Annotated in this window: 13 protein-coding genes; 4 read left to right on the plus strand and 9 right to left on the minus strand. The window is 61.5% G+C overall.

Translation table 11 applies throughout. The annotated features are described in order from the left end of the window. Window positions 1-32 precede the first annotated feature (32 nt). A complete protein-coding gene (locus tag BLS13_RS06670; protein WP_093450832.1) occupies window positions 33-1,247 on the minus strand; it encodes a TIGR04063 family PEP-CTERM/XrtA system glycosyltransferase in 1,215 nt (404 codons plus the stop codon). A gap of 58 nt (window positions 1,248-1,305) precedes the next feature. Then, window positions 1,306-2,379 (minus strand): acyltransferase family protein, encoded by a 1,074-nt coding sequence (locus BLS13_RS06675; RefSeq protein WP_093450834.1) that lies wholly within the window; start codon window positions 2,377-2,379, stop codon window positions 1,306-1,308. A gap of 205 nt (window positions 2,380-2,584) precedes the next feature. Between BLS13_RS06675 and BLS13_RS20635 the strand changes: the two genes are divergently transcribed. The 3 genes from BLS13_RS20635 to BLS13_RS06685 are packed head-to-tail and all read left to right on the plus strand — an operon-like array spanning window position 2,585 to window position 5,314. Continuing rightward, window positions 2,585-2,722 carry a hypothetical protein gene (locus tag BLS13_RS20635; protein WP_156083820.1) on the plus strand — a complete coding sequence of 46 codons (138 nt, stop codon included), beginning with the start codon at window positions 2,585-2,587 and terminating at the stop codon, window positions 2,720-2,722. Beyond that, complete coding sequence (locus BLS13_RS06680; protein ID WP_093451018.1) at window positions 2,715-4,139, plus strand: DUF5935 domain-containing protein; 1,425 nt, start codon at window positions 2,715-2,717, stop codon at window positions 4,137-4,139. The genes BLS13_RS20635 and BLS13_RS06680 overlap by 8 nt, the downstream gene beginning before the upstream one ends. Before the next feature lie 14 nt (window positions 4,140-4,153). Continuing rightward, window positions 4,154-5,314 carry a mechanosensitive ion channel family protein gene (locus BLS13_RS06685; RefSeq protein ID WP_093450836.1) on the plus strand — a complete coding sequence of 387 codons (1,161 nt, stop codon included), beginning with the start codon at window positions 4,154-4,156 and terminating at the stop codon, window positions 5,312-5,314. Window positions 5,315-5,335: 21 nt separating this feature from the next. Here BLS13_RS06685 and dgcA read toward each other — a convergent pair whose 3' ends face one another. Genes dgcA through BLS13_RS06700 form a run of 3 tightly spaced genes read right to left on the minus strand, consistent with a single transcriptional unit; the run spans window position 5,336 to window position 9,121 of the window. Continuing rightward, entirely contained in the window at window positions 5,336-6,322 is a 987-nt protein-coding gene (gene dgcA / locus BLS13_RS06690; protein ID WP_093451019.1) for an N-acetyl-D-Glu racemase DgcA, read from the minus strand. Beyond that, window positions 6,319-7,911, minus strand: coding sequence for a tetratricopeptide repeat protein (locus BLS13_RS06695; RefSeq protein ID WP_256325742.1), 1,593 nt, complete (start codon window positions 7,909-7,911; stop codon window positions 6,319-6,321). Before BLS13_RS06695 ends, dgcA begins: the two co-directional genes overlap by 4 nt. Then, window positions 7,901-9,121, minus strand: a complete 1,221-nt coding sequence (locus BLS13_RS06700) for a polyhydroxyalkanoate depolymerase (protein WP_093450837.1) — start codon at window positions 9,119-9,121, stop codon at window positions 7,901-7,903. Before BLS13_RS06700 ends, BLS13_RS06695 begins: the two co-directional genes overlap by 11 nt. A gap of 181 nt (window positions 9,122-9,302) precedes the next feature. On the opposite strand from BLS13_RS06700, the gene BLS13_RS06705 reads away from it, so the two are divergent. Then, on the plus strand, window positions 9,303-11,078 hold the full coding sequence (locus tag BLS13_RS06705) for an ABC transporter transmembrane domain-containing protein (RefSeq protein ID WP_093450839.1): 1,776 nt from the start codon (window positions 9,303-9,305) through the stop codon (window positions 11,076-11,078). 154 nt (window positions 11,079-11,232) lie between these two features. On the opposite strand, the gene mmsB is transcribed toward BLS13_RS06705, so the two are convergent. From mmsB to BLS13_RS06725, 4 genes are read right to left on the minus strand one after another with little or no spacing between them, the layout of a single operon-like run. Further along, window positions 11,233-12,123 carry a 3-hydroxyisobutyrate dehydrogenase gene (gene mmsB / locus BLS13_RS06710; protein WP_093450840.1) on the minus strand — a complete coding sequence of 297 codons (891 nt, stop codon included), beginning with the start codon at window positions 12,121-12,123 and terminating at the stop codon, window positions 11,233-11,235. Between the two features lies 1 nt (window position 12,124). Continuing rightward, on the minus strand, window positions 12,125-12,898 hold the full coding sequence (locus BLS13_RS06715) for an enoyl-CoA hydratase-related protein (RefSeq protein WP_093451021.1): 774 nt from the start codon (window positions 12,896-12,898) through the stop codon (window positions 12,125-12,127). A gap of 11 nt (window positions 12,899-12,909) precedes the next feature. Further along, a complete protein-coding gene (locus tag BLS13_RS06720) occupies window positions 12,910-13,962 on the minus strand; it encodes an enoyl-CoA hydratase/isomerase family protein (protein ID WP_093450842.1) in 1,053 nt (350 codons plus the stop codon). After that, a complete protein-coding gene (locus tag BLS13_RS06725; protein WP_093450843.1) occupies window positions 13,959-15,098 on the minus strand; it encodes an acyl-CoA dehydrogenase family protein in 1,140 nt (379 codons plus the stop codon). The genes BLS13_RS06720 and BLS13_RS06725 overlap by 4 nt, the downstream gene beginning before the upstream one ends. Window positions 15,099-15,254: the final 156 nt, after the last annotated feature.

A 15,254-nucleotide genomic window follows, 5' to 3' on the forward strand; every position in this document is an offset into this window, starting at 1 on the left:
CAAAACGCCGTCACTCGTGCCGCTCGATTCCGTCAGCCCGCCGGATAGGCACGCCTCCGAGCGAGTTGTTCATATATAGGCTGATACCGTGACACATTCACGGCCCAGTTGCGCTCCCGTTCGACAAAGATGCGACCATCCGCGCGGCGCTGGTCCCAGCCCGATCGATCGTCGAGTAGATCGCCAAGCGCTTTGGCCATTGCCGGCGGATCGTCTGGTGGAAACAGGGTGCCCGTTACCCCATCCTCGATGAGTTCGCGATGCCCCCCCACATTCGACGCGGCCACGAGCCGCCGCTGCGCCATGGCTTCAAGTGGTTTGAGTGGCGTCACCAGATCGGTGAGCCGCATCAATTTTCGCGGATAGGCCAGCACGTCGATCAGGCTGTAATAACGTTCAACCTCGTGATGCGGAACCCGGCCAACGAAATGAATGCTCGCAGCTGCCGGTGACGCCGACGACTGCTTCCGCAGCGCATCTTCCATTGGGCCGCCACCGACCAGCAGCAGGGCCGCATTCGGACGCCGCGCAACCAGCAATGGCATCGCGGCGATCAGATCATCCAGCCCCTCATAGTCGTAAAAGGATCCAATGAAGCCGATCACGTCGCAGCCTGCTAGGCCCAATTGCGCACGAAGCGCCTCGTCGGGTGGCGGCGGATCGCCAAACAGTTCGAGATCGACGCCATTCGGCGACACCATGATCTTGTCCGGGGCGACACCCCGACCGATCAGATCGCTCCGCAATCCTTCGCAGATTACCGCCACCGCATCGGCGCGCGCGACGACGTAGTTTTCCAAAGTCCGGGTCAGGCGATACATCAGCGAGCCTTCGCGGCCCGTGCCGTTGCCGACGGCAGCATCTTCCCAGAAAGCCCGTATCTCATAGAGAAGCGGCAGACCCAGCGCTTTCGCTGCACGCAGCCCGGCGATGCCGTTTAACGCCGGCGAGTGGGCGTGCAGCAGGTCAGGCTTCCATTCTGCGGCCACCGCCGCCGCACGGCGGGACAGGGCCGCGACCTCACGAATTTCACCGATCGGCGCCCGCGCCGGTTTGATGGCCGGCGTTCGCCGAAAGATCAGTCCATCCTGCGCGTCCGGATCCGGGCTGGGGAGGTTGTAACGAGGCCCGGTGACCCCCCGAACCTCCCAGCCCATCTCGATCTGCGCCTTCATGATTGCGCGGGTGCGAAATGTATATCCGCTGTGAATCGGCAGGCTATGGTCGAGGATATGAAGGATTTTCATGCAGGTGCGAAGGCGCACGATCGGGTGCGACTTGTCAACCCGTTTCGGCGCTGTTCCGTCAGTTGCCGCGGCCCGCGGACACCCTCCGATTCATCCAACGCTGCGCCGGCCGCTCGATGATATTATACAGTGCAAACGACATGAACAGGGTCAGCGCCAGGTAAACGGCCAGCAATGGCAAGGCAATATCGTCGGGATTATCGACGAACAGCAATTTGAACATCTTGAACAAGATGCTGTGCACCAGATAGGTCGCGTAGCTCACCGTGCCAAGCCAGTGGATCAGATCGCCGTTGAGCGGGTTGCGCCTCCAGCCCGACGACAGCGCCAGAAACAGGGTGAGCGCGGCGAAAGCCATGAAGATGCTGAGCGGTTCGGCCCCTGCCGTCAAATAAAGGATAAGCCCGCCCGCAGCGATCAGTACACATATCAGGGCCGGCAATCGTTCATTCGAGCGCCAACGCAGCCACAGCGCGCTCAGGATCGTGCCCGCACTGAATTCGAGAATGCATCGCGGCAGGCCGAAATGCGGAATATCCGCGCCCAGCGACGTCAGCCCGAACGCCATCGACAGGGCGTACATTGATGCCAGCAGAACGCACAGAGCCGTGACCAGCGCGATTGCGGGCCATTTTTCCCAGCGGACGGCGACGACAATGATGGGAAAGAACAGATAGGCGGCCCACTCGCAACTGATCGACCACGCCGGATGATTCCAGCTCAACGCACTGGTAAAACCCCAATTCTGGGCCAGCAACAGATGAAGCGGCAATTCGCCAACCGGATAATCGTCCGGCCCGGCCTTGCCCAGCCCCCAGCATAATAGAAGGAAACCCACTGCCCAAAGCAGCATGAACAGGTGCAGCGGATAGATCCGCGCGAGGCGCCGCCACAGGAACCGCGGCACACCGCTGATCCCCTGCTCGCGGAGCTGGCCAGCATAATTGAGCCAGATGACGAAGCCTGACAGGATGAAGAAGAAATCGACCGCCAGATACCCCCTTGCCAAAAAGCCGACGAGTGCAGGCGGCAGCGATGGCGCCGCGGACAGGCGAATATGATAGAGAACCACATACCAGGCCGCGATGCCACGGATCGATGTCAGCGCGCGGAGTTCCGTCCCGATTTGCATTATCGGCGTGGAGAGGGCAGCGCACAGACTGCGGCTTCCCACCCGAATAATTCGTTTCCTGCACGAGACATTGACGGTGTATGAAATCGACATCCGCTATGGATCGGACGGACGGGATCGGGGATATCGATATCGGTCATGTGCCCATTCAAGGCGCACGATAGTGATTCGCTTGTCAACCTGTTTCGTTCCGGAATTTCATCCCATGATCGACACATTATCGTTGCTGCTCTCGCACTTCCTGATGTTGTTCGTGATCTTCAAGGTGATGAACAATCCGGATCTGAATTCCGAGCCGACACCATACGGTCGACGATTCAAGACGGTTGGCCCGCGTGCGTGATCTATTCCTGATCGGGTTCATCGCGCTTATCGCGTTGCTCGGTCTGCGGCGGCCCTTCCTGTTCATCTGCGGCTATATCTATATCGATATCGTTTCGCCGCAGCGCATCTCCTACTATCTGCTAAATTCGATCCCGATCTCGCTGATCTTCTTCATTCTGTCCTTCGGCGGATGGGTGCTCAACGACGACAAAGTCCAGGCGAAGCCCAGCCCCCGGCAGATCCTGCTGATCCTGCTTCTCGCTTTGTGCGCCTATACAACGACAACCGCGGATTTCCCGATCGAAGCCGCGGATAAATGGTCGTGGGTCTGGAAGGCATTGGTATTCGCCATCTTCCTGCCGATGACACTCTACACCAGGCTGCGGATCGAAACCGTGCTGGCGTTCATGCTGCTGTCGGTGTCATCGATCGTGGTGGTAGGCGGCATCAAGACGCTGGCGGGCGGCGGCGGTTATGGCACGCTGAACCTGATGGTCGCGAACAACAGCGGCATGTATGAAGGCAGTACGATATCCGCCTTCTCGATCGCCATCATCCCGCTGATCCTGTTCATGGCGAAATATTCGACAATCGTTAAACCCAATATCGTCTCACGAATCTATTGCTACTCGCTGGCCTTCGCCTGCCTGTTGATCCCGATCGGTACGCAGACACGCACCGGATTGCTCTGCATAGCCTTGTTGGCCGTCCTCGAACTGCGCGCCGCCAAGCGCCGTATGCTCTATCTGGGAATCATGGCCAGCATCGCGCTTGTCTCGATTCCGTTTCTACCGAAGAGCTATTCGGCCCGGATGGACACCATCAAGGGCTATAAGGGCGATGCTTCGGCGGCGACGCGCCTGGCAGTATGGAAGTGGACGATCGGTTATGCCGCCGATCATCCATTCGGCGGCGGTTTCAACGTCTATCTGGCCAACAAGATAACAATCGATCTCTCTTATACCGCCCCCGATGGAACGATCATGCGGGCCGTGGGCTATGACGCCGGTCGGGCATTTCACAACAGCTATTTCGAAATGCTCGGCGAACAGGGTTATCCCGGGCTCGTTCTCTTCCTGATGATCCATCTGGGTGGTCTGATCCGAATGGAAAGTATCCGACGAACCTACCGCAAGACGGAAGGAGAAAACGAATGGGTGCCGCATCTTGCAGCGGCCTTGCAGCATGGTCACCTGATCTACCTGTTAGGCGCTTCATTTGTGGGCATCGCGTTTCAGCCCTTCATCTATCAGGTCGTCGCGGTCGAGATCGGTTTCGACCGCTATGTTCAACACTATGTGAAGAAGCGCGTATGGAACCCGTTCCGCAAGCGGCATGGGCAGGATCCCGATGAATTCCATGACTCCGAGCTGCCGGCTTCACCGGCCGAACCAGCCAAGCAGATCAAGGGTTTCAAACAATCGCCATCTCGCTGAATGCAGACACCATCATGATCGGTAAGACGGAAATTTTCGTGAACATTGGCACTCCTCCCCTGCTGCGATCGCCGGCCGATCTGGGGCGACTCTTCGATCAAACCGCAGTCTGGATAACCGAGCATTATCTGACCATCGGCGTCGCCATGATCTTCGGCACGATCATCGCCGCAATCCTCTACGGCATACGCGCCTTCGGGATGCGACTATGCCGGCCGGATCGTTCGACCGGGCATTGGCCGACGATTATCGGCCAGGCGATCGCGCGCACCAGCATGTTCTTCATTCTGACGCTTTCGGCCGAGATCGTCAGCAGCTATGCGGCACCGCCGGGAGCGCTGGCCGCCACCGTCCGTTTCCTGTTCACGGTGGCGACGGCGGTGCAGGCCGCGGTCTGGGTGCGCGAACTGATTATCGGCATCGTCGAATATCGCGCCGGCGATGATGATTCCTTGTCCACGCTGGGCAGCGCGGTGGGGATCATCCGGCTGCTGGTGACGGTCGTCTGCTTCGCGATCGCCGTGCTGCTGATCCTCGACAATCTCGGCGTCAACATCACGGGTCTGGTCGCCGGCCTCGGCGTCGGCGGTATCGCTATCGGCCTGGCGGCGCAGGGCATCTTTTCAGATCTGTTTGCAGCGCTTTCGATCATCTTCGACAAGCCGTTTCGCCGGGGTGATGCGGTTCGATGGGATCAGACATCGGGAACCGTTGAATCCATCGGCCTCAAGACTACGCGCGTGCGGGCGCTGACCGGCGAAGAGGTCGTGATCTCCAATGCCAATCTGCTCAACAAGGAATTGCATAACCTTGCCCGCCTTGCCCGCCGACGATCGATCCTCTCATTCGGCCTCGCCTATCAGACACCCCCGGAGGTTTGCCGGAAAATACCCGATATTGTCGGCGCCATCGTTGCGGCGGCAGAGAGCAGCCATCTGGTTCGGTGCGGCATGACGGGATTCGGGGCGTCGACTCTCGATTATGAACTGCAGTTCGATGTCATGTCGGATGATCCCAATGTGGTATTCCGAATCCGTAACGGTATCTGCATCACGATATTGGAGACGTTCGCGCGCGAAGGCATCCAGTTCGCTTATCCAACCCAAACGACGTTCACGGCGGCACCCGACGGTCACATGGTCATGCCATATGCGGAACCGATCGCAAAAACTTGAACGCGCGGATATACCCGCGTTTTAGCCCCACAATCCGGCATCGGGTGGCAGCGCAACGCCGCGCTCAAACGAAACGGAGCACTCGCGATCGCGGGCGAGCAATAGCGGGCCATCGATATCGACCCATTTTGCTGTCTGCGCCACTAGCATGGCGGGGGCGATTCCCAGCGACGTCGAGAGCATGCAACCCACCATGAGATCGAGCTTCATCGCGTGGGCGCTAGAAGCCAATGCCAGCGCCTCGGTGAGGCCGCCGGCCTTATCGAGTTTGATATTGATCGCGGCATAGCGACCGGCACAGCGTGCCAGATCGGTCCGGTCCTGGCAGCTCTCATCCGCGCACAGCGGAATGGGTGAATCGACGTTGTCGAGCAGGTCGTCGCAACCGGCCCGCACCGGTTGTTCGATCAGTTCGACGCCGAACGGCAGCAAGGCCGCCGCCTCGGCCACGACGTCCCGATCGGTCCAGCTTTCGTTCGCGTCGACGATCAGCCGCGCCCGCGGCGCGCCGCGACGGACGGCCGCCACACGCTCGACATCCCCCGCCCCGGCCAATTTGAGCTTCAAAAGGGGATATGTATCGGCGGCAGCGCGCGCATCCGCCTCCATCGTTCCGGGATCGGCAAGCGATATGGTGAAGGCGGACTGCACCGGGGCGAGGCGTCTGAGCCCTGCCAATGCCCACACTGGACGCCGTTCGAGCTTTGCCTCCAGATCCCACAACGCGCAATCCACCGCATTGCGCGCGGCGCCTCGCGGCAACAACTGCAACAGGTCGGCGCGTTCGGCACCATCGGCAACCGATGCCGCGACGGACATCGCCTGTGTCAAAACGCTCTCGGCGCTTTCGCCATGGTAATAGATCGCGGTACCTTCGCCCCGCCCGACGCATCCCTCCTCACGGATCTCGACAACCACAAGGTCGACATGCGTCTTTGCGCCGCGTGCTATCGTGAACGCCCCGGCCACCGGCCAGGTCTCGATTCGCGCCGACAACGAACGCATCAGGTCAACGACGAACTGCTGGCGCGTCGCGGTATGGCGCGAGGATCGGTCGCCGGCCACAACGGCTGCGGCAGGATCCTGCCCTTGCGTTCAAACGCCGCCTTGATCTCGGGGCGGTTCAGGAAGGCCAGCCACAAATTGCGCAGACGCGAGGGCGCTGGCGCCCATGTCGAATTGGGGGGCTGAAACTGCACGATGAGATTGCTCGACACATCGCCGTCATCAAAGGCTTTCAGCGCAATCTGGGAAGCCTCCGCATCGCGCTTGGCGCATAACAGCGCCTCGATCGTGGCGGCTTGATTCTGGCCTGACAATGCCTTCAGCCGATCGACGGCGATGTTTGCCTCGTCGATACGTCCCAGCGCCGATAACGCGCACACCTCGGTGCGATCAAGCCAACGCTTGCCGAAATCGGTCAACATGCCGCTGGCCTTGTCCAAGGCGATACGCGCGGTCGCCAGCGCCTCATCTTCGCGACCGATCTCGTCGAGAAACTCGGCAAAGTTGACGAACGCCGGCGTCGCTTCCGGCATCTGGCTCAGGTCGAGCGCCATGAAACCGTTGAAGAGATTGACCGCATCATCATCGCGCTTCAACGCCGCGAAGGCCCGCGCACGGTAGAGCAAGATACGGACCGCATCCCGGCTGATGCCGGCATGGATGGTTACTCCGTCGGTCATATCGACGACGTCGTTATAACGCCCGAGCAGCAACATCGCATTCGTGGCATCGCGAAGTGCGGCTTCAGAATCAGGATTGTTCGCGAAGAAGCCGAGCCTGTCCCGAGCAAAGCGATCAACGGTCGCGCCGCTCTGCGGCCCAAGCTTGCGTTCGATGGCAGGCCAGAGCGGCGCATAATGGCGTTCGATCGCCATGCTTGTCAGCATCTCAGGCTGATCGATCCGATCGAGCAATGCGGCCGCATCATCGACCTTGCCGTTACCCAGCAGAGCTTCGATCGCTCCCTGGGCAAAATTGAGCCGCAACTCAGGAAAGTCGGCAGGTTGCCAATCGGCCTGCGCCAACGCGACGAGCATGTCGGCGCGCGCCTGATAGGCATGCTGCTCGGTCAGGCGGACCGAAATGGCGCGCACCGAAGCGCCGGTCAGTATTTCCAGGCTCTGCGGTGATGACGTGGCCAATGTGGTGATCTGCTTTGCGGCATCGACGAAGCGGCCTTCATCGGCTGCCACCAATATGCCGAAGGCCTGCACCAGCCCGTCGCGCGGCATCGATTTCGCCAGCTCACGCTGCACGGCCGGAATGTCCGCGGCGCGCCCGTCGACGCCGAGACACATCAGGCGCAGCCGCTGAACGATCGCCCGGGTGAGATCGTCGCCAAGCCGCGGAACCAGGGGGTCGAGCGCGACCAGAGCGGCATGGCAGTCCTGCCCGGCAATCGCCCGCTGCGCGGCCGCAAGCGCGCGCTTCAGATCATCGGCGGGAACCGCATTCCCGGTCGATGGCATCTGCGCAGCAAGCGGGAGCGGCACCGATAGCGCCAGTGCCGTAGCAGTGAACCAACGCGCAACAAGAACCCGCTTCAGGACGGAGCGGCCAAATGAGCAAAAGGCGCCGGACCTAACCGGCATGCTGCGCGATCCATGCTTCGACCTGCGGCGCAATCACATCACGCCAGCGGCGACCATTGAAGATGCCATAATGGCCAACGCTTTCGGCCATGAGATATTTCTTGTGCTTGGCCGGCAATCTGGTGGCAATCTTCAAAGCCGCCTTTGTCTGGCCCAGCCCCGAAATGTCGTCATTCTCTCCTTCGATTGCGAGCAGCCCGATGTCGGTGATCGCCGCCGGGTCCACATTGCGCCCGCGATGCATCATCTCGCCTTTCGGCAGCAGATGCTTCTGGAAGACGACTTCGATCGTCTGAAGGTAGAATTCGGCCGCCATATCGCACACCGAACGATATTCGTCGTAAAACGCCTTGGTCGCATCGGCGCTTTCATCATCGCCGACGACCAGATGCTTGAACATGCTCCAGTGGCTGACAAGATGATTGCCCAGGTTCATCGCCATGAAGCCGGTCAATTGCAGGAAGCCCGGATAGACCCGGCGCCCGGATCCCGGATAGAAAGCGGGCACCCGATGGATCACATTCTGTTCGAACCAGCTATGCGGGCGCTGGGTCGCGACCGTGTTGACCGCGGTGGGGGCTTCGCGCGTATCGATCGGCCCGCCCATCATCGTCAGCGTCGCCGGGCGGCAGGGATTGCCGTCGGCGGACATCACCGCCGCGGCCGCATAAGCCGGCACCGAAGGCTGGCACACCGCCAGCATATGCGTGCCCGGGCCGATCTTCTCGAGAAAGGCAATCAAATAGTCGACATAATCGTCGAGATCGAAATGTCCCTGGTCGAGCGGCACCTGCCGCGCGTCACGCCAATCGGTGATATAGACGTCACAACTCTGCATCATCCGCGCGACGGTGCCGCGTAACAAGGTCGCATAATGGCCGGACATCGGCGCGACGATCAGCAATTTTGGCTGACCGGAAATGCCCTTGCGACGGAAGCGCTTCAGCTGCCCGAAGGGCTTGCGCATGATGATTTCCTCGGTCACCGGCACGGTCCGTCCATCGACCACCACTTCGGTGAAACCGAAATCTGGTTTTCCGCGCGATGCCGATGCATGGGCGAACACGTCGAGGCCCGACGACATCATCGGCGCCATGCTGCTGTACGACATCGGATTCAGCGGATTCTGGAGCCATCCGGCGCCGATATTCGCCCAAGCGCTAGCCGCCGACAGCAGCCCCCGTTGAAACTCATACGCATCGTACAGCATTCACATCTCCGACAAGCGCCAGCCTTCGCGCTTTACGTCCAAATCGACGATCCGCGCAATGCGGCGCCGCAATCGTTCTCGATCGTCAATGTGGGCATTGCACCGCGATATTACGATAGCGTTTAGCACGGTCGCACAGCATCGATTGAGCCCGCCCCGACAAATTGCTAGGCGCTTGGCCATGACAGAAACCGAAACGACCGCCGTTCCCGTCCGCAAGATCGGCGACCTTGCCATGGTCTGGCATTTTGCACGGCGCTATCCGGGCCAGATCGTAGGCGCCATCATCGCACTGATCGTCGCCGCCAGTGCCACGCTCGCCATACCAGCGGGCTTCCGGCTGGTCATCGACAAGGGATTCATCGCGTCCGGCGGCAACGTGGCCCCCTATTTCCGCGGTCTCCTGCTGACCGTCCTGATCATGGCGATCGCGACGGCAATACGCTTCTATTTCGTGTCCTGGCTCGGCGAGCGGGTTGTGGCGGACATCCGGATCGCCGTGCAAGCGAACCTCCTGCGCCTGGCACCCCGCTTCTTCGAAGAGAACAGGCCCTCCGAAATCGCCTCCCGGCTTACCGCCGATACGTCGGTGATCGAGCAGGTGGTGGGAACCACCGTGTCGGTTGCGCTTCGCAACCTCTTTCTCGCCATTGGCGGCATCATCTATTTGTTCGCGGTTACCCCGAAGCTCGCGGCCATGTTGCTGCTCGGCATTCCGCTCATCATGCTGCCGATCATCCTTATGGGCCGCCGCCTGCGGGGCCTGTCGCGTAGCAGCCAGGATCGCATTGCCGATCTCGGTGCGATGATCGCGGAAGTGCTCGGCGCGATGAAGATCGTCCAGGCATTCGGACAGGAACAGCGCGAGGCGGAGCGGTTCGGTGGCGCCGTGGGCAGCGCCTTCGCCACGTCGAAGCGCCGGATCATCGTGCGCGCCGTGATGACCGCAATCGTCATGCTGCTGATGTTCGGATCGATCACGATGGTGATGTGGCAGGGTGCGAACGACGTTGCCGCCGGCCGCATCAGCGGCGGCGCGATCGCCGCGTTCATCCTGACCGGCGGCCTGGTCGCCGGGGCCTTCGGCGCTTTGAGCGAAGTTTATGGCGATATCGTCCGTGCCGCCGGCGCCGCCGGGCGGCTTGCCGAGCTCCTGACCGAGCAGCCCGATATCGCCGCACCGGCGCATGCAACGCCGTTACCGCTGCCCCCGGTCGGCCGGCTGACTTTCGATCATGTCACCTTTCGTTATCCGACCCGTCAGGACGTCAAGGCGCTCGACGATTTCTCGTTGTCGATCGAACCGGGTGAAATGGTCGCGGTCGTCGGACCATCCGGCGCCGGCAAATCAACCCTGCTCCAGCTCGCACAGCGCTTTTATGATCCGGAAGGCGGCGCTTTGCGGCTCGACGGCGTTGCGCTTCCCGACGCCGACCCGGCCGAAATTCGCCGCCGGCTGGCGATCGTGCCGCAGGAAACGGTGATCTTCGGCGCTTCGGCCCGCGACAATCTGCGCTATGGTCGCTGGGACGCCGATGATGAGGCGATATGGTCTGCTGCCGAAGCCGCCAACGCCGCCGAATTCCTGCGCGCTTTGCCGGGAGGGCTCGACAGTTTTCTGGGGGAGAGCGGTGCACGGCTTTCGGGCGGCCAGCGCCAGCGAGTCGCTATCGCCCGCGCCCTGCTTCGGGATGCGCCCATCCTGCTGCTCGACGAAGCAACATCGGCACTGGACGCCGAATCCGAACGTCTCGTGCAGGACGCGCTTCACCGCCTGATGAAGGGCCGCACCACCATCGTGATCGCCCACCGCCTCGCCACCGTGCGCGCGGCCGATCGGATCATCGTGATGGACAAGGGCCGGATCGTCGAGCAGGGCAATCATGCGAGCCTGAGCGCGCATGAAGGCCTCTATGCCCGGCTCGCCCGGCTGCAGTTCAGCGATATGGCGGCGTAGAAGGCTGAGTTGAAAATGCCGATTCTGGCACATATTTTTTTCATGTCATCCTGAACTTGTTTCAGGATCCACTTTTCAACAAGAGAGGCTTCGCTTGTTACTCGGTGGATGCTGAAACAAGTTCAGCATGACGATAAAAAACGCCGCCATTCGATCACGCCTTATAGCTGCCGTCGAGCAGCTTGATGATCGCCGAGAAATCCTTGCCGCCGGCACCCAGATTGGCGAACGCCTGATAGAGCGACTCCGCATGGCCGCCCATCGGTACGCTGGCGCCGACGCCCTGCGCGGCCTCGACCGCAAGCTTCAGATCCTTGAGCATCAGCGCGGTCGCAAACCCGCCTTCATAATCGCGGTCGGCGGGGGTTTCCGGGCCGACACCGGGCACCGGGCAATAGCTGGTCATCGACCAGCTCTGGCCTGATGCCTTCGATGAAATATCGAAGAAGGTCTGTGGGTCTAGGCCGAGCTTCTGGGCCAGCACGAACGCTTCGCAGGTTGCGACCATCGTCGCCCCCAACAGCATGTTGTTGGCGATTTTGGCTGCCTGGCCCGATCCGATCGGCCCGGCATGGATCACAGCCTTGCCCATTTGCGACAGGATCGGTTCGGCGCGGGCAAAATGCTCGGCACTGCCGCCCACCATGAAGGTCAAGGTACCGGCATTGGCCGCCGCGATGCCACCGGATACGGGCGCATCGACCATAGCCAGCCCCTTTGCCGAAGCCGCCCCGCCGACCGCCTTCGCGCTGGCGACATCGATCGTCGAGCAATCGAGCAGCAGCGCCGTCGCGGGGGCCGCCGCAAAAATCTCGCTCTCATAAACCGCGCGGACGTGCGTGCCGGCGGGCAGCATCGTCACGATGAACTCAGCATCGGCTGCGGCTTCTGCGGCCGAACTCACCGGCAAGCAGCCGGCGGCCTTCGCCCGATCAAGCGCGGCCTGCGCCAGATCGAACGCCCGCACGTCATGACCGGCCTTGGCAAGGTTCGCGGCCATCCCGCCGCCCATATTGCCAAGCCCTACGAATCCTATCGTCGCCATCTTATTTTCCTGTCCAGTTGCCGGGGCGCTTTTCTACAAATGCCGTCATCCCCTCACCCTTGTCAGCCGTCGCGCAGAGGCCGCCGAACAGCCGGCGCTCGAACAGCAATCCCTGGCCAAGCGTCGATTCGAACGCCGTGTTGATCATTTCCTTGTTCGCGATCGCCGCCAGCGGCGCCATCCCGGCGATCGCCTTGGCCATCTTGAGCGCTTCGGCCTCGAGGTCGGCGAGCGGCACGATCTTCGAACAGAGATTGGCCTTCTCGGCCTCGACGGCGTCCATCATCCGCCCTGTCAGGCACATGTCCATCGCCTTCGACTTGCCGACCGCACGCGTCAGCCGCTGCGATCCACCCATGCCTGGCGCAACGCCGAGCTTGATCTCGGGCTGGCCGAATTTGGCGTTATCGGCGACGATCATGATATCGGCCATCATCGCCAGTTCGCAGCCGCCGCCCAAAGCGAACCCGGCCACCGCCGCGATCCACGGCTTGCGGGTTGCCGTGACACGTTCGAACCCGGCGAAATAATTCTCGCCGAACATCTCGGCAAAGCCCTTGGGCTGCATCTCCTTGATGTCGGCACCCGCCGCGAACGCCTTTTCACTGCCGGTCAGCACAGCGCAGCGCTGATTGGGATCGGCATCAAACGCACCAAAGGCTGCGATCAGATCGGTCAGAACCTGCGAATTGAGCGCATTGAGCGCCTGCGGGCGGTTCAAACGGATCAGCGTGACCGCATCATGCTTTTCGACAAGCAGCGTTTCATAGCTCACGGGCGTTTCCTTCATGCAATTGGCAGCGGGGTCCAAGCCTCTCCCTGCGGGAGCGGAGCGAATATCGCATCGATCATGGCGGTGTCGGTCGCCTCGGGGGTCGCCGGGTTCCAGCGTGGGGCATTGTCCTTGTCGACGATCAGTGCGCGGACGCCTTCGACGATATCGGGCTGCCCCATCACATGGCTCACCACCGCATATTCCATCCGCATCTCGTCAGCGAAATCGTCGATGCCCGCCGCCTCGGCGAGCAACCGGAGCACGATCTTGCAGGACATCGGCGATTTCCCGGAAAGGATTTTGAGCTGCGTGTCCGCCCATTCACTCTTGTCTGCGGCCAGCGCCGCGAGGATATCCTCATAGCGATCGGATGCGAACAGCCTGTCGATCTGCGGCTGCGCGTCGAGGATTGGCGCAGCCGGCAGCATCGCTGCCGCGCTGCGCAGAGCGGAATCGATCGCGGCGGGATTGCCGATGATGTCGGCCTTGAGCGCGTCGACATGCTCGCTCGCGACATAATCGGTGCCGAGGCCCAGTGCCCTGCATTCCGCACCATTGAGCCGCGCGCCCGTCAGCCCGACATATTGGCCCAGCCGCCCGGGCAAACGCGAAAGATAGCGCCCGCCGCCAACATCGGTAAACAGGCCGATCCCGGTCTCCGGCATCGCATAGTTCGTACGTTCGGTGACGATCCGGTAGCGGCAGGGCTGCGATATGCCGACGCCACCGCCCATCGTGATGCCGTCCATGAACGCCACCAGCGGCTTGGCATAAGTGAACAGCTGATGGTTGAGCCGATATTCCTCATGGAAGAAGGCGCAGGCCGCCACGCCATCGGTCGCGGCGCTTTCGGCAATCGTTCGGATGTCGCCGCCCGCGCAGAATCCCCGGCCCTCGGCATGATCGATCAGCACCGCATCGATCGACGCATCCTCCGCCCATTCCGAAAGTGCGGCGATCATCATCGTGCACATAGTGTGGGTAAGCGCGTGGATCGTCTTCGGGCGATTGAGCCGGATGCGGCCAACGCGCCCTTCGACCGAAATCAGAAGCTCGTCGCTCATTTCACGATATCCCGTCCGATGATCATCCGCATGACTTCATTGGTGCCTTCGAGGATCCGGTGAACCCGCAGATCGCGCAGCAATTTCTCGATCGGATAGTCCTGTAGATAGCCGTAGCCGCCGAACAACTGAAGCGCGCGATCGACCACCGACCACCCCGTATCGGTCGCGAACCTCTTGGCCATCGCCGCGAAGCGCGTCTTGTCCGGCGCGCCTTCGGTGACCTTCACCGCCGCCGTGTAGAGCAGCATGCGCGCAGCCTGCAATTCGGTTTCCATATCGGCCAGGGTGAACTGCGTCGCCTGAAAGTCGGCGATCGCCTGGCCGAACTGGCGCCGCTCCTTCGTGTAGCGGACCGCCTCGTCCAGCGCGCGCTGCGCGCCGCCCAGCGAGCAGGCACCGATATTGAGCCGACCGCCATCGAGCCCCGCCATGGCGATCTTGAAGCCTTCGCCCTCCGCGCCGATGCGATTGGCGACGGGCACACGTACGCCGTCGAAATTGACCTGCGCCGTGGGCTGGGAATGCCAGCCGAGCTTCTTCTCCTGCCCGCCGAAGCTGACGCCCGGCATGTCCTTCTCGATCACGAGGCACGAAATGCCCTTGGGCCCGTCGACACCGGTGCGAACCATCGTCACATAGAGGTCGTTGGCCCCGCCGCCCGAAATGAAGGCTTTCGATCCAGTGACCACATAATCATCGCCATCGCGCACCGCTTTGGTGCGCAAACTTGCAGCGTCCGATCCGGCGCTCGGCTCGGTCAGGCAATAGCTGGCGATCAGATCGCAGGCGATGAGCTGCGGGAGATATTTGTCGCGCGCCTCGGCGCTGCCGAAGCTGTCGATCATCCATGCCGACATGTTGTGGATCGAAATGAAGGCGGAGGTCGACGGACAGCCATAGGCCATCGCTTCCATGATCAACGCGGACTCAAGGCGGCCCAGGCCGATCCCGCCGCCATTTTCGGAAACATAGATGCCACCGAAACCGAGATCCGCCGCCGCCTTGACGACATCGCGCGGAAAATGGTGAGTTTCGTCCCATTCGGCCGCGAACGGCGTGATAGCGTCGGCGGTGAACTTCTGCGCCATTTCCTGAATGGCGCGCTGCTCGTCGGTGAGATCGAACTGGCTCATGCCGTGCCCCTGCTTATGGCGGTCCTCACCTCAAGCACTCCCTTGAACGGGCGCATCTTGCAATAGACGAGGTTACCGCAAAAGCCCCGCTTATTCAGGCGGGGTTTTGGGACGGAATAAGGCTGCGACTGTATTGCCGTCCTTCTCCGCCCCCTT

The sequence above is a fragment of the Sphingomonas sp. YR710 genome (genome assembly GCF_900101455.1).
GTDB lineage: Bacteria > Pseudomonadota > Alphaproteobacteria > Sphingomonadales > Sphingomonadaceae > Rhizorhabdus.